Annotated in this window: 19 protein-coding genes; 9 read left to right on the top strand and 10 right to left on the bottom strand. The window is 71.6% G+C overall.

What is annotated here, in order from left to right; all coding sequences use genetic code 11:
- Positions 1–236: 236 nt before the first annotated feature.
- Positions 237–1,214 (bottom strand): tetratricopeptide repeat protein, encoded by a 978-nt coding sequence (locus ACIF8S_RS27465; RefSeq protein WP_400002515.1) that lies wholly within the window; start codon positions 1,212–1,214, stop codon positions 237–239.
- A 236-nt stretch (positions 1,215–1,450) separates the two neighbouring features.
- Here ACIF8S_RS27465 and ACIF8S_RS27460 point away from each other — a divergent pair, with 236 nt between their 5' ends.
- On the top strand, positions 1,451–2,071 hold the full coding sequence (locus ACIF8S_RS27460; protein WP_400002513.1) for a TetR/AcrR family transcriptional regulator: 621 nt from the start codon (positions 1,451–1,453) through the stop codon (positions 2,069–2,071).
- Positions 2,072–2,248: 177 nt separating this feature from the next.
- Here ACIF8S_RS27460 and ACIF8S_RS27455 read toward each other — a convergent pair whose 3' ends face one another.
- The gene (locus ACIF8S_RS27455; RefSeq protein ID WP_400002511.1) at positions 2,249–3,949 is read right to left on the bottom strand and encodes a methylmalonyl-CoA mutase; all 1,701 of its coding nucleotides are present in this window, start codon (positions 3,947–3,949) and stop codon (positions 2,249–2,251) included.
- A 95-nt stretch (positions 3,950–4,044) separates the two neighbouring features.
- Here ACIF8S_RS27455 and ACIF8S_RS27450 point away from each other — a divergent pair, with 95 nt between their 5' ends.
- Positions 4,045–4,386, top strand: coding sequence for a DUF3817 domain-containing protein (locus ACIF8S_RS27450; RefSeq protein ID WP_400002510.1), 342 nt, complete (start codon positions 4,045–4,047; stop codon positions 4,384–4,386).
- Positions 4,387–4,400: 14 nt separating this feature from the next.
- Here the strand turns inward: ACIF8S_RS27450 and ACIF8S_RS27445 are convergent, their stop codons facing one another.
- From ACIF8S_RS27445 to ACIF8S_RS27430, 4 genes are all read right to left on the bottom strand, one after another.
- Positions 4,401–4,874 (bottom strand): hypothetical protein, encoded by a 474-nt coding sequence (locus ACIF8S_RS27445; RefSeq protein WP_400002508.1) that lies wholly within the window; start codon positions 4,872–4,874, stop codon positions 4,401–4,403.
- A gap of 158 nt (positions 4,875–5,032) precedes the next feature.
- Positions 5,033–5,542: a MarR family winged helix-turn-helix transcriptional regulator gene (locus ACIF8S_RS27440; protein ID WP_400002506.1), complete on the bottom strand. Its 510-nt coding sequence runs from the start codon at positions 5,540–5,542 to the stop codon at positions 5,033–5,035.
- 113 nt (positions 5,543–5,655) lie between these two features.
- Entirely contained in the window at positions 5,656–5,949 is a 294-nt protein-coding gene (locus ACIF8S_RS27435) for an MTH1187 family thiamine-binding protein (protein ID WP_400002504.1), read from the bottom strand.
- Positions 5,946–6,290: a DUF3817 domain-containing protein gene (locus ACIF8S_RS27430; RefSeq protein WP_400002502.1), complete on the bottom strand. Its 345-nt coding sequence runs from the start codon at positions 6,288–6,290 to the stop codon at positions 5,946–5,948. The genes ACIF8S_RS27435 and ACIF8S_RS27430 overlap by 4 nt, the downstream gene beginning before the upstream one ends.
- Positions 6,291–6,517: 227 nt before the next feature.
- On the opposite strand from ACIF8S_RS27430, the gene ACIF8S_RS27425 reads away from it, so the two are divergent.
- The 4 genes from ACIF8S_RS27425 to ACIF8S_RS27410 all read left to right on the top strand — a co-directional run bounded on the left by ACIF8S_RS27425 (position 6,518) and on the right by ACIF8S_RS27410 (position 9,173).
- On the top strand, positions 6,518–7,150 hold the full coding sequence (locus ACIF8S_RS27425) for an AIM24 family protein (RefSeq protein WP_145827408.1): 633 nt from the start codon (positions 6,518–6,520) through the stop codon (positions 7,148–7,150).
- Between the two features lies 1 nt (position 7,151).
- Entirely contained in the window at positions 7,152–7,802 is a 651-nt protein-coding gene (locus ACIF8S_RS27420) for an AIM24 family protein (protein ID WP_400002501.1), read from the top strand.
- Positions 7,799–8,599, top strand: coding sequence for an AIM24 family protein (locus tag ACIF8S_RS27415; RefSeq protein WP_400002499.1), 801 nt, complete (start codon positions 7,799–7,801; stop codon positions 8,597–8,599). Before ACIF8S_RS27420 ends, ACIF8S_RS27415 begins: the two co-directional genes overlap by 4 nt.
- A gap of 97 nt (positions 8,600–8,696) precedes the next feature.
- Complete coding sequence (locus tag ACIF8S_RS27410) at positions 8,697–9,173, top strand: MarR family winged helix-turn-helix transcriptional regulator (protein ID WP_024884554.1); 477 nt, start codon at positions 8,697–8,699, stop codon at positions 9,171–9,173.
- A gap of 14 nt (positions 9,174–9,187) precedes the next feature.
- On the opposite strand, the gene ACIF8S_RS27405 is transcribed toward ACIF8S_RS27410, so the two are convergent.
- Positions 9,188–10,696: a sensor histidine kinase gene (locus tag ACIF8S_RS27405; RefSeq protein ID WP_400002497.1), complete on the bottom strand. Its 1,509-nt coding sequence runs from the start codon at positions 10,694–10,696 to the stop codon at positions 9,188–9,190.
- Entirely contained in the window at positions 10,693–11,358 is a 666-nt protein-coding gene (locus ACIF8S_RS27400) for a response regulator transcription factor (protein ID WP_349791091.1), read from the bottom strand. Before ACIF8S_RS27400 ends, ACIF8S_RS27405 begins: the two co-directional genes overlap by 4 nt.
- A 121-nt stretch (positions 11,359–11,479) precedes the next feature.
- Here ACIF8S_RS27400 and ACIF8S_RS27395 point away from each other — a divergent pair, with 121 nt between their 5' ends.
- Positions 11,480–12,133 carry a PepSY domain-containing protein gene (locus ACIF8S_RS27395; protein WP_400002495.1) on the top strand — a complete coding sequence of 218 codons (654 nt, stop codon included), beginning with the start codon at positions 11,480–11,482 and terminating at the stop codon, positions 12,131–12,133.
- A gap of 100 nt (positions 12,134–12,233) precedes the next feature.
- Here the strand turns inward: ACIF8S_RS27395 and meaB are convergent, their stop codons facing one another.
- Positions 12,234–13,190 carry a methylmalonyl Co-A mutase-associated GTPase MeaB gene (gene meaB, locus ACIF8S_RS27390; protein WP_400002494.1) on the bottom strand — a complete coding sequence of 319 codons (957 nt, stop codon included), beginning with the start codon at positions 13,188–13,190 and terminating at the stop codon, positions 12,234–12,236.
- A gap of 40 nt (positions 13,191–13,230) precedes the next feature.
- Positions 13,231–14,454, bottom strand: a complete 1,224-nt coding sequence (locus ACIF8S_RS27385) for an acetyl-CoA C-acetyltransferase (RefSeq protein ID WP_400002492.1) — start codon at positions 14,452–14,454, stop codon at positions 13,231–13,233.
- A gap of 147 nt (positions 14,455–14,601) precedes the next feature.
- Between ACIF8S_RS27385 and mce the strand changes: the two genes are divergently transcribed.
- Together mce and scy are read left to right on the top strand one after the other, a co-directional pair.
- Positions 14,602–15,042, top strand: coding sequence for a methylmalonyl-CoA epimerase (gene mce / locus ACIF8S_RS27380; protein WP_349791095.1), 441 nt, complete (start codon positions 14,602–14,604; stop codon positions 15,040–15,042).
- Positions 15,043–15,269: 227 nt separating this feature from the next.
- Positions 15,270–19,151 (top strand): polarized growth protein Scy, encoded by a 3,882-nt coding sequence (gene scy / locus ACIF8S_RS27375; RefSeq protein WP_400002490.1) that lies wholly within the window; start codon positions 15,270–15,272, stop codon positions 19,149–19,151.
- The last annotated feature ends 111 nt before the right edge of the window (positions 19,152–19,262 follow it).

Raw genomic sequence — 19,262 nt, 5'->3', positions numbered from 1 at the left:
CGCCGGACCCGAGCGGCGACGCTGGGTGCACCGGCAGGGGGGTACATACCTGTTGATCGCCGGACAGAACCAGACGGATCAACGCCTGCGACTTACTAGCAGTAACAGCGGCCGCGATTACCAAGATTTGGTAAAGCGCGGCCGCTTCGGCCTCCGTCGACCAAGAGGCACCTCGGGTCCCACCGATCCCCGGATCGGGCAGAACGGGGGTTAACGGGCGCCCGGGTGCGGGTGGTTCAGAACAGGGCCCGCGCCAGGGCCCGGCGCGCGGCGACCACGGCCGGGTGGTCGGCGCCTACCACCTCGAACAGCTCCAGCAGCCGCAGGCGCACGGTGTCCCGCTCGTCGCCCGTCGTGCGGGCGACGGTGTCGATGAGCCGACCGAAGGCGTCCTCGACATGACCGCCCGCCAGATCCAGGTCGGCGGCGGCGATCTGCGCGTCGATGTCCTTCGGCTTCTCGGCGGCGTCCTTGCGCACCTGCCTCGGGTCCATGCCCCGCACCCGGCGCAGCAGTTCGGACTGGGCCAGCCCCAACTTCGCCTCGGGGTTGCCCGGGTCGTCGGCGAGCACGTTCTTGTAGGCCTGGACGGCGCCGTCGAGGTCGTCGGCGTCCAGCGCGCGGGCGGCGGCCTCGAGGAGGGCGTCGTAAGGGCCGACGGGGGCCTCGGCGGTGGCCGGAGCGCCGCCGCCCGGCTCGGCGTCGGGGTCGACGACGAGTCCGGTCAGGCCGAAGCGCTCCTCGGCGACCTGCACCAGCTGGTCGAGGGTCTGACGGATCTGCGCCTCGCCCGCGGCACCCTGGAAGAGCGGCAGGGCCTGTCCGGCCACCACCGCGAAGACCGCCGGGATCCCCTGGATCCCGAACTGCTGCATCAGCATCTGGTTGGCGTCGACGTCGATCTTGGCGAGGAGGAAGCGCCCGTTGTACTCGACGGCGAGCCGCTCCAGGACAGGGCTCAACTGCTTGCAGGGCTCGCACCACTCGGCCCAGAAGTCGATGACGACCGGGACCTCGGTGGACCGCTGCAGGATGTCGCGCTCGAAGCCGGCTTCGTCGACGTCGATGACGAGATCGGCCGGGGAGATCGCACCTCCGCCGCCCCGCCGTGCCGTCTCGGCGCGCGCCTGCTCCGCCTTCGCCTTGGCCTCCTGGGCCGCCTTCACCGCGGCGAGGTCGACGACCCCGCTCATGGACATGTTCCGTGGCTGCATGCGTCTATCCTCCCCCGTACTCCGCGCGAGTGTGAAAAGCGCCCGGGAAAGCCAGGCGTACGTGTGGTGCGGTGCGCCGGGTCCCCACCCGGCGCGGTGGTCGTCGCTCGGGCACGCCGGGTCTCCGGCGCGCTTTCGCTACGAGTCGTAGCGTAATGGCAGGGGGCGGGTACGGGGCATCGCTTTCCGGTGATCTCCCTCACCAGCGCACGGAATCCGCCGGTTATGGTCGTGCCATGCAGCGCCGCAACCCAGCCAGCCGCACCGGGCGCCCCCGCAGCGCCACGGCCGACGCCGCGATCCTCGACGCGACCCGGCAGGCGCTGGTGGACCTCGGGTGGTCCAAGCTCACCCTGTCGGACGTCGCGGTGCGCGCCGGGGTCGCCAAGACCACGCTGTACCGGCGCTGGTCCGGCAAGAACGAACTCGTCGTGGACGCCGTCGCGGAGCTGTTCGACGAGCTGACGCTGCCCGACCGGGGGTCGCTGGCCGCCGACGTAGAGGGCGTGGTGCTGCAGTTCGCCGCGATCCTGGCGCGTCCCGAGGCCCGGAGCGGGCTGATGGCGGTGGTCGCCGAGGCCACCCGGGACGAGGCGCTGCGCGAGCGGATCCGGGCGTCGATCGTCGACCGGCAGAAGCGGCTGGTGGTGGCGGGGCGGGCCCGCGCCCAGGAGCGGGGGGAGCTGCCGCCCGAGTCCGACGCGCTGCGGTCCGCCCGCGCGGTCGACCTGATCTTCGACATGGTGGCGGGCGCGGTGGTGCACCGGACCCTGGTCAGCAACCAGCCGGCCGACGAGGAGTGGGTGCACGGGCTGACCCGGGTACTGCTGTCGGGCCTCGCCGCGAGCGCCCGTTGAACGCATGCCGGGCGGGGCGCGCGGCCCCGAATCCGCCACGGTCGGCCGACAGTCGCCTGTCACCCTCCGGTCGCGCGCTGCGACGGTCCTGATCGGGGCGGCCGCCCGCACGCCCTGATCGCGCCGCGCCCCGGCGGGCGGGGGGCCTGCCGGGGCGGTGCGTCGTCCGGGAGCGGCTCAGAAGCCGGCGGGCTCGGTGTACACGCCCCACTCGTCACGCAGGACACCGCAGATCTCGCCGAGGGTGGCCTCCGCGCGCACGGCGTCGAGCATCGGCTCGATCATGTTGGCGCCGGAGCGGGCCGCCGCGACCATGGCGTCGAGGGCGCCGCGTACCTTCGCGTCGTCACGGGCGGCCTTGCGCTCGCCGAGCAGCCGTACCTGCTCGCGCTCGACCTCGTGGCTGACCCGCAGGATCTCCAGGTCGCCGGTGACGGACCCGGTGTTGACGTTCACCCCGACGACCCTCTTGTCACCCTTCTCCAGCGCCTGCTGGTAGCGGAACGCCGACTCGGCGATCTCGCCGGTGAACCAGCCGTCCTCGATGCCGCGCAGGATGCCGGAGGTGATCGGGCCGATGGGGTGCTTGCCGTCCGGGTGCGCCCTGAGGCCCCGCTCCTTGATCTGCTCGAAGATCTTCTCGGCGTCCGCCTCGATCCGGTCCGTCAGCTGCTCGACGTACCAGGAACCGCCCAGCGGGTCGGCGACGTTGGCGACGCCGGTCTCCTCCATGAGCACCTGCTGGGTGCGCAGGGCGATCTCGGCGGCCTGTTCGCTGGGCAGCGCGAGGGTCTCGTCGAGGGCGTTGGTGTGCAGGGAGTTGGTGCCGCCGAGCACCGCCGCGAGCGCCTCCACGGCGGTCCGCACCACGTTGTTGTACGGCTGCTGCGCGGTGAGCGAGACACCGGCGGTCTGGGTGTGGAACCGCAGCCACTGCGCCTTCTCGCTCCGCGCGCCGTACACGTCCCGCATCCACCGCGCCCAGATGCGGCGGGCGGCGCGGAACTTGGCGATCTCCTCGAAGAAGTCGACGTGCGCGTCGAAGAAGAAGGACAGTCCCGGTGCGAACACGTCGACGTCGAGTCCGCGGCTGAGGCCCAGCTCGACGTAGCCGAAGCCGTCGGCGAGGGTGTACGCCAGCTCCTGCGCGGCCGTCGAGCCGGCCTCGCGGATGTGGTAGCCGGAGACCGACAGCGGCTTGTAGGCGGGGATGCCGGCCGCGCAGTGCTCCATCAGGTCGCCGATCAGGCGCAGGTGCGGCTCGGGCTGGAAGAGCCACTCCTTCTGGGCGATGTACTCCTTGAAGATGTCCGTCTGGAGGGTGCCGTTGAGCACGGCCGGGTCGACACCCTGGCGCTCGGCGGCGACGAGGTACATGCAGAAGACGGGCACGGCGGGCCCGCTGATGGTCATCGAGGTGGTGACGTCACCGAGCGGGATGTCCTTGAACAGGACCTCCATGTCGGCCGCCGAGTCGATCGCCACCCCGCAGTGGCCGACCTCGCCCAGGGAGCGCGGGTCGTCGGAGTCGCGGCCCATGAGCGTCGGCATGTCGAAGGCGACGGAGAGGCCGCCGCCGCCGTTGCCGAGGATCATCTTGTAGCGCTCGTTGGTCTGCTCGGCGTTCCCGAACCCGGCGAACTGCCGGATGGTCCACGTCCGCCCCCGGTAGCCGGTCGGGTACAGCCCGCGGGTGAAGGGATACTCCCCCGGCCAGCCGATCCGCTCGAACCCCTCGTAGCTGTCCCCGGGCCGGGGCCCGTACACCGGCTCCACGGGGTCGCCGGAGAGCGTGGTGAAGTCTGCGTCGCGCTTGCGCGCGGCGTCGTACCGGGCCTGCCAGCGACGGCGGCCCTCCTCGATGGCGTCAGCGTCCATACCCACGAATTTACTAGGACGTCCAAGTAAATGACAGTGGGGCAGGCCAGGAGGCGGACACGGGGCGGTACGGGGCACCGGCTACCCTCGACGGCATGAAGAAGAGCGTCCTGACCCGCTACCGGGTGATGGCCTACATCACCGCGGTCCTCCTGGTGCTGCTGACCCTGGGTGTGATCGGCAAGCGCCTGTTGGACCTGAGCGGTTTCGACAGCTTCGTCACCGTGGTCGGCATCGCCCACGGCTGGCTGTACGTGCTGTACCTGATTTTCGCCTTCGATCTGGGCAACAAGATGAAGATGCCCGTGGGACGCCAGCTCTGGGTGCTGCTCGCCGGCACCATTCCCACCGCGGCCTTCTTCGTCGAGCGCCGCGTCACGCGTGAGGCCGAGCCGCTGCTCGCGCGGGAGGCCGGCACCACGCCCGCCGCGGCCTGACCCCGGCGCACGCCCTACCGCGTGATGAAGTGGCACTGCGTGGCGCGGGACTTCCCGTTCACGAACAACCTCGCGCACGCCTTGCCGTAGTGCGGCAGCGTCTGCGGAGCCGCACGCCGTAGCGGCGCCCCTTCGCACTGCGCGCGGGTGCGTCCCCGTGACGTGCGGTACGTCCGGTTGTCGGTGTCGGCGTAGGTGAAGTCGATCCTCCAGTTGCAGAACCTGGAGAACGTGGCCGCGACCCCGACGCAGTCCACCCCGGACAGCTGACTCTCGATCTTCTTGCCCGAGCCCGAGATGCTGTGCGTCAGGAAGCAGCCCACCGGAACCTTCACCGTGGTGCCGCGCAGCTCGTAGGTGAACGTGCCGATGGCCGTGGAGCCCGTGGCACTCGCGTGCGCCGGGGCCGCCGTACCCACGATGGCGAGGGACAGTGCACCGATGGCTGCCGGCATTCCACGCATCAGCTGGCGAAGACGAAGACGCATACCGAGACTCCCACTGGATCGATCCGCCGACGCCCACAGGACGGGGACGCCGGCCGATCAGACTTCCAGCAGCGCGTGTTCGACCAAGCGTTTCTGCAGGTCATCAGGGTGAGAAAACCACCGTGACGAGGGAGCCCGCGGTCGACCGCTGACGCCGCTCACTCCGCCTCGAAATCCCCCGCCGCCAGCCGCAGCGGGCGGAGGATGGCGAAGAGTTCCGAGCATTCCTCGGCGTCGTAGGCGCTCAGGCCGAAGTCCATCGCCATCAGGTCGCGGGTGGCCGACTCGACGACCTCGCGGCCCTTGTCGGTGATGGACGCGAGGGTGCCGCGACCGTCGTTGGGGTTGGGGCGCTTGGCCACCAGACCCGACCTGACCAGCCGGTCCACGGTGTTGGTCACCGACGTCGGATGCACCATCAGCCGCTCGCCGATCTTGGACATCGGCAGCTCGCCGGACTTGGAGAAGGTCAGCAGGACCAGCGCCTCGTACCGCGCGAACGTGAGCCCGTACGGTTTGACCACCGCGTCGACCTGGGCCAGCAGAATCTGGTGGGCCCGCATGATCGAGGTGATCGCGGCCATCGACGGCACGCTTCCCCAGCGCTGCTTCCAGAGCTCGTCGGCACGGGCGATGGGATCGAACGAGAGACTGAGCGGCTTCGGCACGGACCAGACCCTACCGGCGGGTCAGATGCCGGTCAGCCCCGTCTCGCCCTTCGGTCCATGGGGCGGACGGCACGGCGGTCACACCGCTGCCGCCCACCCCACCCCGTACGGGGTCAGTCGGCGAGGTGCCGTTCGACGGTTTCCACCTTGGACGTCAGGCCGTCCCGCACACCCGGGCGGATGTCCGCCTTGAGGACGACGGAGACGCGCGGCGCGCGGGCCTCCACGGCGGCCACGGCGCGCTTGACCACGTCCATGACCTCGTCCCACTCCCCCTCGATGGAGGTGAACATCGCGTCCGTCCGGTTCGGCAGCCCGGACTCGCGCACCACGCGTACGGCGTCGGCGACGTACTCCCCCACGTCCTCGCCGACACCCAGCGGCGTCACGGAGAAGGCGACGATCACGCGTTCACGATCCCTTCGTTACGGGCGCGGGAGGCGATCACCGCGTCCTCGGCCTCACGCCTCAGCCGCCGCTCGGCGAAGAAGCCGCCGGTCGGCAGCACGGACATGACGAAGTAGTACGCCGCGGTGCCCAGCGACCACTTCGCGCGGTTCCAGGCGTCCGCCCAGAAGATCACGTAGAGGACGAACAGGATGCCGTGGACCGCGCCCATGACCGGGACGGCATTGAAGTCGGTGGTCCGCTTCAGGACCGAGCAGACGAGCAGCAGCAGGAACGAGATCGCTTCGGGGCCCGAGACCAGGCGGAGGCGGCGGAGGGCGGAGGCGGTCTTGATGTCCACGGGTCACCTTCGAAAGGGAGAGACGTCGGCGTCGACGTGCGGTCGGCTTGTGAACGCGCGCACAAGCGTAGCCATTGTGGCAAACCCCGTGGGCGATCACCGCAGGGGGTCGGCTGGGTGGGCTCCCTAGGGGGCCACGGTGGGCCCGTGCGGGTCGGATCAGGGTGCGACTCCCCCTCCGGGACCTGTCGGCGGGGCGAAGGGGCCGCTAACGTCGCAATGTGGCGATGTTCCGACTTCAGAGCAGCAAGGTGCTCGCCGTCGACATGACCGGGGACGCCGTGAAGGCGAAGAACGGCTCCATGGTCGCGTACGACGGGCAGATGGCCTTCAAGAAGCTGACGGGTGGCGGTGAGGGCCTGAGGGGGATGGTGACCCGGCGGCTCACGGGCGAGCAGATGACGCTCATGGAGGTGAAGGGCCACGGGACCTGCTTCTTCGCGGACCGCGCCTCCGAGATCAACCTGGTCACCCTCAACGGCGACAAGCTGTACGTCGAGTCCAGCAACCTGCTGGCGACGGACGGCGGCCTGCGCACGGGCACGACGTTCACGGGCCTGCGCGGCGCCTCCCAGGGCAACGGGCTGTTCACGACCACGATCGAGGGGCACGGCCAGGCCGCGATCATGTCGGACGGCCCCGCCGTACTGCTGCGGGTCGGCCCGCAGTACCCGCTGACGGTCGACCCGGGCGCGTACGTCGCGCACCAGGGCAACCTGCGCCAGTCCTTCCAGTCGGGCGTGACCTTCCGCACGTTCATGGGCGAGGGCGGCGGCGAGGCCTTCCAGATCCGCTTCGAGGGCGACGGGGTGGTCTACGTCCAGCCCAGTGAGCGCAACACCATCGCGGGGGACGTCTGACATGGGCTTCCGGGAGATCAACTCCAAGATGATCGAGGCGACGGTCGCGCCCGGCCAGCGGCTGTTCAGCCAGCGCGGCGCGATGCTCGCGTACAAGGGCGAGGTGGGCTTCACCCCGAACCTGCGCGGCGGCCAGGGCGGGGTGATGTCGATGATCGGCCGGCGCGTGGCGAACGAGGACACGCCGCTGATGACCGTCGAGGGCAACGGCACCGTGCTGTTCGGGCACGGCGGCCACCACATCCAGGTGATCAACCTCTCCGGGGACACCCTCCACGTCGAGGCGGACCGGCTGCTGGCCTTCGAGGGGACGCTGGAGCAGGGCACGGTGTTCCTCGGTTCCCAGGGCGGGGTGATGGGCATGGTCCGGGGCCAGGTCTCCGGTCAGGGCCTGTTCACCACCACGCTCAAGGGACACGGCGCGGTCGCCGTGATGGCCCACGGCGGAGTGATCGAGGTGCCCATCACCCCGCAGCGCCCGGTGTACGTCGACCCGCAGGCCTACGTCGCCCATCACGGCGACGTACGCAACAAGCTGTCGACGGCGCTCGGCTGGCGGGACATGGTGGGCCGGGGCTCCGGGGAGGCCTTCCAGCTGGAGCTGAGCGGCAGCGGCGCGGTCTACGTCCAGGCCTCGGAGGAGAAGCTGTGAGCACCTACGGAACGCCGGGCGCCGGGACCGCGGCCTTCGACCCGATGACACTGCCCTCCGACGACAACGTGAACGACTACACCTTCTGCGTGGAGCTCAAGGGCACCCAGTGGTTCATGCAGAAGGGGAAGATGATCGCCTACTACGGCGCCATCGAGTTCAACGGCATCGGGCACGGGCGACTCGACCGACTTGTCCGTACGGCGTTTCATTCGCCACTGCACGCGAGCGACTGGGTGGTGGCGGAGGGTTCGGGCAAGATGCTCCTCGCCGACCGGGCCTTCGACGTCAATTCGTACGATTTGGACGAGGGCAATCTGACCATTCGCTCAGGCAACTTGCTCGCTTTCCAGCCAAGCTTGTCGCTGAAGCAGTCGATCGTGCCGGGTTTTCTGACACTGATCGGAACCGGAAAGTTCGTGGCGGCGTCCAACGGACCGGTGGTGTTCATGGAACCGCCGATCAGGGTGGACCCGCAGGCGCTGGTCGGCTGGGCGGACTGCCCGTCCCCGTGCCACCACTACGACCACACCTACATGACCGGCCTCCTGGGCGGTCTACGTGCGATGACGGGCCTGGGCGGAGCATCCGGCGAGGAGCACCAGTTCGAGTTCGTCGGCGCCGGCACGGTGCTGCTGCAGTCGACCGAGGCGCTGATGGCGGAGCAGGCCGTCGGGGCGCCTCCGCAGCAGCCCGGGGTGCCAGGAGGGGGCGGACCTGCGCGGTCCGGACCGGCCGGAAGCGGACAGCGGCTTCCCGGACAGCTGGGAGACCTCCAGCGTCGCTTCGGGCTGTGAGCGGTAATGTGCGGGGTGTGACATCGAACGCCTGCACGTGATGTCACACGGAAGCCCTATTAGTTCGCCTTTCAACTTCCTTAGGTAGACTTCATTCATGGAGACCGAGACGGCCACCCGCTGGCTGACCAATGCGGAGCAGTGCGCCTGGCGCACCCACCTGGAGGTCAACAAGCTGTTGACCTACCAGCTCGAGAAGGATCTGCAGCCGTTCGGCCTGACAATGAACGACTACGAGATCCTGGTGAACCTGTCCGAGTCGGAGGACCGGCGGATGCGCATGAGCGACCTCGCCTCCGCCACCATGCAGTCCAAGAGCAGGCTCTCCCACCAGATCACCCGGATGGAGAACGCCCACCTGGTCCGCCGGGAGAACTGCGAGTCCGACCGCCGCGGACTGTATGCCGTCCTCACCGAGCACGGCATGGAGACGATGCTGAAGGTCGCGCCGCACCACGTGGCGTCGGTGCGCCGGCACTTCATCGACCTGCTCTCCCCCGAGGCGCTGATCGAGCTCGACAAGGCCCTCAAGCCCATCGCCGAGCACCTGCGGGGCCAGCGGGGACGGCTCTGAGCTCCTCCTGACGCCTACGACCGGGGCGTGCCCCGGTCCGCGCCGGCGAGCGGCAGGCGGAGTTCGAAGAGGGCTCCGCCCGCCGGCGCCGCGCCCGCGGTGAGCGTGCCGCCGTGCCGTACGGCGACGTCCCGTGCGATGGCCAGGCCCAGACCGGCTCCGCCGTCGTCCCGGCTGCGCGCCGCGTCCAGCCGTACGAAACGCTCGAAGATCCGTTCCCGGTCCGCCTCGGCCACGCCCTCGCCGTCGTCGGCGACCGCGAGCACCGCCCAGGCGCCCTCACGGCGCACGGTCACCGTGACCCGTGCGCGGGCGTGCCGCGCGGCGTTGTCGAGCAGGTTGCCGAGCACCCGCCCGAGCTGACCGGGCGACCCGGACACCTCCACGGACTCCGCGTCCACCGTCACCCCCGCGCGCCCCGCGGCCCCCTCCCGGGCCAGGGCGGCCAGGTCCACCCGGGTGCCGGCGGGCCGCTCCCCCGCGTCGAGGCGGGCGAGCAGCAGCAGGTCGGCGGCGAGGTTCTGCAGCCGCACGGTGTCCTCGACCGCGCCGTCCAGGTCGAGGAGTTCGGGGTGGGCGGCGGCCACCTCCAGCTGGGTGCGCAGGGAGGCGATGGGGCTGCGCAGCTCGTGCGAGGCGTCGGCGACGAACCTGCGCTGCCGCTCCACGGACGCCTCCAGGGCGGTGAGCGTGGCGTTGGTGGTGCGGGCGAGCCGGGCGACCTCGTCGTGCGTCGCCGGTTCGGGGACGCGGCGGCCCAGGTCCTCGGAGGCGGTGATCGCGGCCATCTCCCGGCGGATGCCCTCCACCGGGCGCAGGGCACGGCCGGTGACCAGCCAGGTCACCGCGGCGACGACACCGAGCAGCAGCGGGAAGCCGATGAGCATGGCGGTCAGCGCGGTGTCCACGGCGCTGTGCTCGGCGGCGAGCGGGGCGCCCGCGTGCACGGTGAGCCGGCCCCGGTCGGGGGTCTCCACCTCCACGGCGGCGAAGCGGTAGTCCTCGGTGTCGCCGTCGACGGTGGCGGAGCCGTTGACGAAGGTCGTCCCGCGGTCGATCTCGCCGGGGGCGAGGGGGTCGTCGTCGTCATCGTCGTCGGAACGGCCGGAGTCGCCCTGGGAGCGGCCGGAGTCGTCGGCGCGGTCGTCGCGGGCGTCGTCACCGTCGTCGTCGCGGGCGTCGCCCCCCGCGGGACCCGTCGGCGCGGGCGTCACCTCGGCGGTGCCCGTCCCGGTGATCCGTTCCAGGTCCTCCGAGGCGGCGACCAGGGTGCCGTCCTCGTCGACGATCTGCACCGGCGCGTCTTCGGCGTCCAGACCGGAGAGCTTGTCCAGCGGTGTGCGGACGGCCAGTTCGGAGGCGACGGCCTGCGCGGAACGCTCCGCCCGGGTGCCCGCCTCACCGGTCAGGTTGGCCCGCAGGGACAGCAGGACGGCGGTGCCGGCGGCGACCAGGGCCACGGCGACGACGAGGGTGGCGCCGAGCGTCGCCCGGGAACGGACCGAGCCGAACAGGCGGCTCACGGCGCCGTCTCCAGCCGGTAACCGGCGCCGCGCACGGTGCGGATGAGGTCCGCGCGCAGCTTGCGGCGCAGAGAGCTGACATAGACCTCGACGATGTTGGGGTCACCCTCGTAGGCGAAGTCCCAGACGTGCTCCAGGATGTCCGCCTTGGACACCACCTCGCCGGCCCGCAGCACCAGGTGCTCCAGCACCGAGAACTCCTTGGCGGTCAGCTCGACCTCGTCGCCGCCGAGCCACACCCGGCGGGCGGCGGTGTCCACCTTGAGGTCGCCGTGCACATGGACCGGGGAGGCGCCCGCGGCCGGCCGGCGGCGCAGCAGCGCCTTCACCCGGGCGACGAGGACCACGTACGAGAAGGGCTTGGTGAGGTAGTCGTCGGCGCCGGTGTCCAGTCCCTCGGCCTCGTCGTACTCGCCGTCCTTGGCGGTGAGCATGAGGATCGGCACGTCGTGCCCGGCGGCGCGCAGGGCGGCGCAGACCCGGTAGCCGTTGAGGCCGGGCAGCATGATGTCGAGGATCACCAGGTCGTACGGTTCGGTCGTGGCCCGGTCCAGCCCTTCCCTGCCGTCGTGCACGACGTCGACGGCGTAGCCCTCGGCGGTGAGGCCCTTGGCGAGGGAGAGGGCGAGGCGCTTTTCGTCCTCGACGATCAGGAGTCGCATGCGGTCCAGGGTCGCAAAGGGAAGCTGAAGATCACTTCAGGCTGCTTCAGCTTCCGCTCAGCGTCGGTGGGCGACATTGATGTCGTACAGCGCGAAGCACACCGACTCGGGAGGAACGTACATGAAGCGCAACATCGTGATCGCCGTTGTCACGGCCGCGGCTCTGGTGGGCGGGGGCACGGCGACGGCCCTCGCGGTCGCGGGGGACGACGACGACTCGACGTCGGTGACGCGGACGGACGACGACAGGGACGACCGCGGTGAGGACAGGTCGGACGACGACTGGGACGACCGCGGTGAGGACAGGTCGGGCGACCGGGACGACCGCTCCGGCGAGGACGACGACGCGAGCCGCGCCGCCGTCCCCGGTGACGTGACCGCCGCCGAGGCCATCGCCGCCGCGCTCGAGCACACGCCGGGCACGGCCGTCTCCGCCGAACTGGACGACGGCTCCTGGGAGATCGACGTCCTCGGCAAGGGCGACACCTGGCACAGCGTCAGGATCGCCCCGGACACCGGCAAGGTGCTCGGCGCCCAGAAGGACGACGAGGACGACGCCGCGGAGGTGCGCGCCGCGCTGAAGAACGCCTCGGTGACGGCCGAACAGGCCGCGAAGGCGGCGCAGTCCAAGGGCACGGTGGTCTCCGTCGACCTGGACGACGACGGCGACGACCGCGCCTGGGACACGGAGACCCGCGCCTCCGGCGGGGACGAACGGGACTGGAAGGTGGACCTGCGGACGGCCTCCGTCACGGCCGACCGCGACGACGACTGACACGGGGCTCCGCCCCGGACCCCGCTCCTCGAACGCCGGAGGGGCTGATGTCGGCCCGTCCGGCGTTCGAGGACGAGGCCCGCCAGGGCCGACAAGGGGGTCAGTTGCCGGTGAGTCCTTCCACCAGTTCGTCCGCCGCCCGGTACGGGTCCAGCCGGCCCGTGACGATGCGCTCGGCGAGCGCCCCCAGGCGGCGGTCCCCGTGGAGGTCGCCGATGCGTTCGCGGAGGGCCGTGACCGCGATCGTCTCGACCTCGCGGGCGGCGCGCGCCTGGCGGCGTTCCGCGAGGACCCCCCGCTCCTCCATCCAGGCACGGTGCTTCTCCAGCGCCTCGACGACCTCGTCGACGCCCTCCTGGCGGGCGGCGACCGTCTTGACGATCGGGGGGCGCCAGTCGCCGGGACCACGGGACTCCCCGAGGCCCAGCATGTGGTTCAGCTCGCGGGCGGTGGCGTCCGCCCCGTCGCGGTCGGCCTTGTTGACGACGTAGACGTCACCGATCTCCAGGATTCCGGCCTTGGCCGCCTGGATGCCGTCGCCCATGCCGGGGGCGAGGAGGACCACGGAGGTGTCGGCCTGGGAGGCGATCTCCACCTCCGACTGGCCGACGCCCACCGTCTCCACCAGGATCACCTCGCAGCCGGCCGCGTCCAGGACGCGGATGGCCTGCGGCGCGGCCCATGCAAGGCCGCCGAGGTGGCCGCGCGTGGCCATGGAGCGGATGTAGACGCCCGGGTCGGAGGCGTGCTCCGACATCCGGACGCGGTCACCCAGAAGGGCGCCCCCGGAGAAGGGGGAGGACGGGTCGACGGCCAGGACGCCGACCCGCTTGCCCTGTTTGCGGTACGCGGTCACCAGCGCCGAGGTGGACGTCGACTTGCCGACGCCAGGGGAGCCGGTGAGGCCGACCACGTAGGCGTTGCCGGTGAGCGGCGCGAGAGCCGCCATGACCTCCCTGAGCTGCGGGGACGCCCCCTCCACCAGGGAGATCAGCCGGGCCACGGCCCGCGGCCTGCCCTCTCTGGCCTGGGCCACCAGAGTGGAGACGTCCTGCATCACAGCTCCGTTCACGTAAGGGAAGTCGGCAACAACCGGTTCAGGCCTTGGGTACCCGCACGATCAGCGCGTCACCCTGGCCGCCGCCACCGCACAGGGCCGCGGCGCCGACGCCGCCGCCCCGCCGCTTCAGCTCCAGCGCCAGGTGCAGCACCAGCCGCGCGCCGGACATCCCGATCGGGTGGCCGAGGGCGATGGCGCCACCGTTGACGTTCACCTTTTCGGAGGAAACGCCCAGGTCCTTCATTGACTGGACGGCAACCGCGGCGAAGGCCTCGTTGATCTCGATCAGGTCGAGGTCGGAGACCTCCAGGCCCTCCTTCTTCAGGGCGTGGCGGATGGCGTTCGACGGCTGCGACTGGAGCGAGTTGTCGGGGCCGGCCACGTTGCCGTGGGCGCCGATCTCGGCGATCCACTCCAGGCCCAGCTCCTGCGCCTTGGCCTTGCTCATCACGACCACGGCGGCGGCGCCGTCGGAAATCTGCGAGGAGGAGCCGGCGGTGATGGTGCCGTCCTTGGCGAACGCCGGGCGGAGCTTGCCGAGGGACTCCGCGGTGGTGTCGCCCCGGATGCCCTCGTCCTTGCTGAAGAGCACCGGGTCGCCCTTGCGCTGCGGGATCTCGACCGGGGTGATCTCGGCCTCGAAGACGCCGTTCTTCTGCGCGGCGGCGGCCCGCTGGTGGGACAGGGCGGCGATCTCGTCCTGCTCGGGGCGGGCGATGCCGAGGCGGGTGTTGTGCTTCTCGGTCGACTCGCCCATGGCGATGTTCTCGAAGGAGTCGGTCAGACCGTCGTGCGCCATGGCGTCGAGCACCTGCACCGCGCCGTACTTGTAGCCCTCGCGGGACTTCGGCAGCAGGTGGGGGGCGTTGGTCATGGACTCCTGGCCGCCGGCCACGACCACGTCGAACTCGCCCGCGCGGATGAGCTGGTCGGCCAGCGCGATGGCGTCGAGGCCGGAGAGGCACACCTTGTTGATGGTGAGCGCCGGGACGTTCATCGGGATGCCGGCCTTCACGGCCGCCTGGCGCGCCGGGATCTGGCCGGCGCCGGCCTGGAGCACCTGCCCCATGATCACGTACTGGACCTGGTCGCCGCCGATCCCCGCACGGTCGAGGGCGGCCTTGATCGCGAAGCCGCCGAGGTCGGCTCCGGAGAACGACTTCAGCGAACCGAGCAGCCGACCCATCGGGGTGCGGGCGCCCGCGACGATGACGGACGTCGTGCCGTTCGTTGCGGATGATGCAGAAGATGCAGAAGTCATGAGCTGCGGTCCCCTTCCGGCTGCACAGCCGAGGAGTGAACGAGGGTTTACTTCGAATGTACTGACGTGCGGTGGACCCCGTCATCGGCCTTTCGGTGTGATCGCGCGCACGTTGCGTAACCGCCCCGGGGACGCTGCACTGATTCCATGCTGACGCGAATCGACCACATCGGGATCGCCTGCTTCGACCTCGACAGGACCGTCGAGTTCTACCGCTCCACCTACGGCTTCGAGGTGTTCCACTCGGAGGTCAACGAGGAGCAGGGCGTGCGCGAGGCCATGCTCAAGATCAACGAGACCTCGGACGGCGGGGCCTCCTACCTGCAGCTCCTCGAGCCGACCCGCGAGGACTCCACCGTCGCCAAGTGGCTCGCGAAGAACGGCGAGGGCGTCCACCACATCGCTTTCGGTACGGCGGATGTGGACGCGGACGCGGCCGACGTCAAGGAGAAGGGCGTACGCGTTCTGTACGAAGAGCCCCGGCGCGGCTCCATGGGGTCACGGATCACCTTCCTGCACCCGAAGGACTGCCACGGCGTACTGACAGAACTGGTCACTTCCGCGCCCGTTGAGTCGTCCGAGCACTGACCCACGTACATAAGGGCCGGTAGGGTTGGGTCTGGTCGCCGCTCCATGCGTGGTGACCGAGTCCCGTCGTGTTCGGCGACGGGATCGCCGGGGTCCGGGTGGCGGGGGGCGAGCGCGGGGCAGCAGCCCATGCTCCGCCGATGATCTGACACCATTCCCCGGGGGCTCCGTTCGGGATGGGCGGAGCTCGGCCAGACTTGCGACCAGGGGACGGATGGGACCGCGCAGTGCGGGGCTACGAGAGCCAGGAGCGAGAGCCGGCGGCTGACGTCGACCACCTCTCTCGGTTCGAAGCCGAGATGAAGCGGCTGAAGACCGAGCGGGAAAAGGCGATCCAGCACGCCGAGGACCTCGGCTACCAGGTCGAGGTGCTGCGCGCCAAGCTGCACGAGGCGCGGCGCACCATCATGTCCCGGCCCGCCTACGACGGCGGCGACATCGGCTACCAGGCCGAGCAGTTGCTCCGCAACGCGCAGCTGCAGGCCGACCAGCTGCGCGCGGACGCCGAGCGGGAGTTGAGCCAGGCGCGGGCGCAGACCCAGCGCATCCTCCAGGAGCACGCCGAGCAGGCGGCCCGTCTCCAGGCGGAGCTGCACCAGGAGGCGGTGACCCGGCGCCAGCAGCTCGACCAGGAGCTGGCGGAGCGCCGGCAGACCGTCGAGTCGCACGTCAACGAGAACGTCGCGTGGGCGGAGCAGCTGCGGGCCCGCACCGAAGAGCAGGCCCGCCGCCTGATGGAGGAGACCCGCGCCGAGCGGGAGCAGGCGCTGGCCGCGGCCCGCGAGGAGGCGGAGCGGCTGACCGCCGAGGCCCGCCGCCGGCTGCAGAGCGACGCCGAGGCTGCCCGCAGCGAGGCCGAGCAGCTGCTGCGCCGGGCCCGCGCGGACGCCGAGCGGCTGCTGAACGCCGCGTCCACGCAGGCGCAGGAGGCCACCGAGCACGCCGAGCGGCTGCGCACCTCCACGGTCAGCGAGTCGGAGTCGGCGCGCCGTCAGGCGCAGGAGCTCAGCCGGGCCGCCGAGGAGCGGATGGCCGAGGCCGACACCGCGCTGCGCGAGGCCCGCTCCGAGGCGGAGAAGGTCCTCACCGAGGCGAAGGAGGCCGCCGCCAAGGCGCTCTCCTCGGCCGAGGCCGCCAACGAGACGCGGACGCGCACCGCCAAGGAGCAGGTGGCGCGGCTGGTCAGCGAGGCCACCAAGGAGGCCGAGTCCACCAAGGCGGACGCCGAGCAGCTGGTCGCCGACGCCCGCGCCGAGGCCGAGAAGATCGTCGCGGAGGCCGCCGAGAAGGCCCGCACGCTCACCGCGGAGGAGTCCGCCACCCAGCTGTCCAAGGCGGCCAAGACCGCGGAGGACGTGCTCAACAAGGCCTCGGAGGAGGCCAAGCAGACCACCCGCGCGGCGGCCGAGGAGGCCGAGCGGATCCGCCGGGAGGCCGAGGCCGAGGCGGACCGGCTGCGCGCCGAGGCGCACGACATCGCCGAGCAGCTCAAGGGCGCGGCGAAGGACGACACCAAGGAGTACCGCGCCAAGACGGTCGAGCTGCAGGAGGAGGCGCGCCGGCTGCGCGGCGAGGCCGAGCAGCTGCGCGCCGACGCGGTCGCCGAGGGCGAGAAGATCCGCGCGGAGGCCCGCAAGGAGGCCGTGGCGCAGATCGAGGAGGCGGCCAAGTCCGCCGAGGAGCTGCTCGCCAAGGCCAAGGCGGACGCCGACGAGCTGCGTTCCACCGCGCAGACGGACAGCGAGAAGGTCCGCACCGAGGCCATCGAGCGCGCCACGACGCTGCGCCGGCAGGCCGAGGAGACCCTGGAGCGCACCCGCAAGGAGGCCGAGCGGCACCGCGCGGAGGCGTCGGAGCAGGCCGACGCCCTCAAGGAGGACGCCGAGCGGGCCGCCCGAGAGCTGCGTGAGGAGACCGAGCGGGCCGTCGAGGCGCGCCGCGCGGAGGCGGCCGAGGAACTGACGCGGCTGCACACCGAGGCGGAGGAGCGGCTCGCCACCGCCGAGCAGGCGCTGAGCGACGCGCGCGAGGAGGCCGAGCGGATCCGCCGCGAGGCGTCCGAGGAGAGCGAGCGGCTGCGCACCGAGGCCGCCGAGCGGATCCGTACGCTCCGTCAGCAGGCCGAGCAGGAGGCCGAGCGGCTGCGCGACGAGGCCGCCGCGGACGCCTCGGCGTCCCGCGCGGAGGGCGAGGCCGTGGCCGTGCGGCTGCGGTCGGAGGCCGCGGCGGAGGCGGAGCGGCTGAAGTCGGAGGCGCAGGACAGCGCCGACCGGGTGCGCGCGGAGGCGCAGGCGGCCGCCGAGCGGATCGGCACGGAGGCGTCCGAGACGCTGGCGGCGGCGCAGGAGGAGGCGGCCCGGCGGCGCCGGGAGGCCGAGGAGCTGCTCGGTGCGGCCCGCGAGGAGGCCGACCAGGAGCGCGGGCGGGCCCGGGAGCAGAGCGAGGAGCTGCTGGCTTCGGCGCGTACCCGCGTCGAGGAGGCGCAGGCCGAGGCCGTACGGCTGGTCGAGGAGGCGGACCGGCGCGCCACGGAGATGGTGTCGGCGGCCGAGCAGCACGCCCAGCAGGTGCGGGACTCCGTCGCGGGGCTGCACGAGCAGGCACAGGAGGAGATCGCCGGGCTGCGCAGCGCCGCCGAGCACGCGGCGGAGCGCACCCGTCGCGAGGCCGAGGAGGAGGCGGACCGGGTCCGCACCGACGCCTACGCGGAGCGGGAGCGGGCGAGCGAGGACGCGAGCCGGCTGCGGCGCGAGGCGCAGGAGGAGACGGAGGACGCCAAGGCGCTCGCCGAGCGGACCGTCTCGGAGGCGATCACGGAGGCCGACCGGATCCGTTCCGAGGTCTCCGAGCACGCGCAGCGGATGCGTACCGAGGCGTCCGACGCGGTCGCCGAGGCCGAGCAGGCCGCCGCGCGCACCCGGGCGGACGCCCGCGAGGACGCCAACCGGATCCGTTCGGACGCGGCGACGCAGGCGGACACGCTCATCACCGAGGCGCGCAGCGAGGCGGAGCGGCTCACCGAGGACACGATCACGGAGACCGACCGGCTGCGTACCGAGACGGTCGCCGAGGCCGAGCGGGTGCGGTCGGAGTCGGTCGCCAAGGCGGAGAAGCTGATCGCGGACGCCACCGGTGACGCGGAGCGGCTGCGCGCCGAGGCCGCGGAGACGGTCGGGTCGGCGCAGCAGCACGCGGAGCGGATCCGGCGGGACGCCGAGCGGGTCAAGGCGGACGCGGAGACGGAGGCCGAGCGGCTGGTGTCCGGTGCGCGCGAGGAGGCCGAGCGGACGCTGGACGAGGCCCGCAAGGAGGCCAACAAGCGGCGTTCGGAGGCGGCCGAGCAGGTCGACACCCTCATCACGGAGACCACCGCCGAGGCGGACAAGCTGCTCACCGAGGCGCAGCAGCAGGCGCTGAAGACCACGGCCGACGCCGAGTCGCAGGCCGACACCATGGTGGGCGCGGCTCGCAGCGAGGCCGACCGGCTGGTGTCCGAGGCCCGGGTCGAGGGCAACTCGTTGGTGGAGAAGGCGCGTACGGACGCCGACGAGCTGCTGGTCGGCGCGCGCCGGGACGCGACGCAGATCCGGGAGCGCGCCGAGGAGCTGCGCGACCGCATCACGAGCGAGATCGAGGAGCTGCACCAGCGGGCCCGCCGCGAGTCGGCGGAGACGATGAAGTCCGCCGGCGACCGCTGTGACGCGCTGATCAAGGCGGCCGAGGAGCAGCTGGCGAAGGCGGAGGCCAAGGCGAAGGAGATCGTCTCCGAGGCCAACTCCGAGGCGGGCAAGGTGCGGATCGCCGCCGTGAAGAAGGCCGAGGGGCTTCTGAAGGAGGCGGAGCAGAAGAAGGCCACGCTCGTGAAGGAGGCCGAGGAGCTGAAGGCCGAGGCGGTGCGCGAGGCACGGCGCACGGTCGAGGAGGGCAAGCGCGAGCTGGAGGTCCTGGTGCGGCGCCGCGAGGACATCAACGCGGAGATCTCGCGCGTCCAGGACGTCCTGGAGGCCCTGGAGTCCTTCGAAGCCCCGGGCGGCGGCAAGGACAACGGCGTCAAGGCGGGGGCCGCGGCGGGCGCTACCCGTACGGGTGGCAAGTCAGGCGACAGCTAGTAAACCGGGCGAATTCCCTTGTACGGTGAGGGCTTTGACCATGGCTTTGGCAAGGCTTCCGGCGGCGAGCCACTCAAAAGGGGTGTCATCTTCCGTATCAAACGTGCATCC

This window comes from Streptomyces sp. NPDC085937, from assembly GCF_044540535.1.
Lineage (GTDB): Bacteria > Actinomycetota > Actinomycetes > Streptomycetales > Streptomycetaceae > Streptomyces.
Note: the sequence above shows the minus strand (reverse complement) of the source record. Positions and strands in the feature narration are given on the sequence as shown.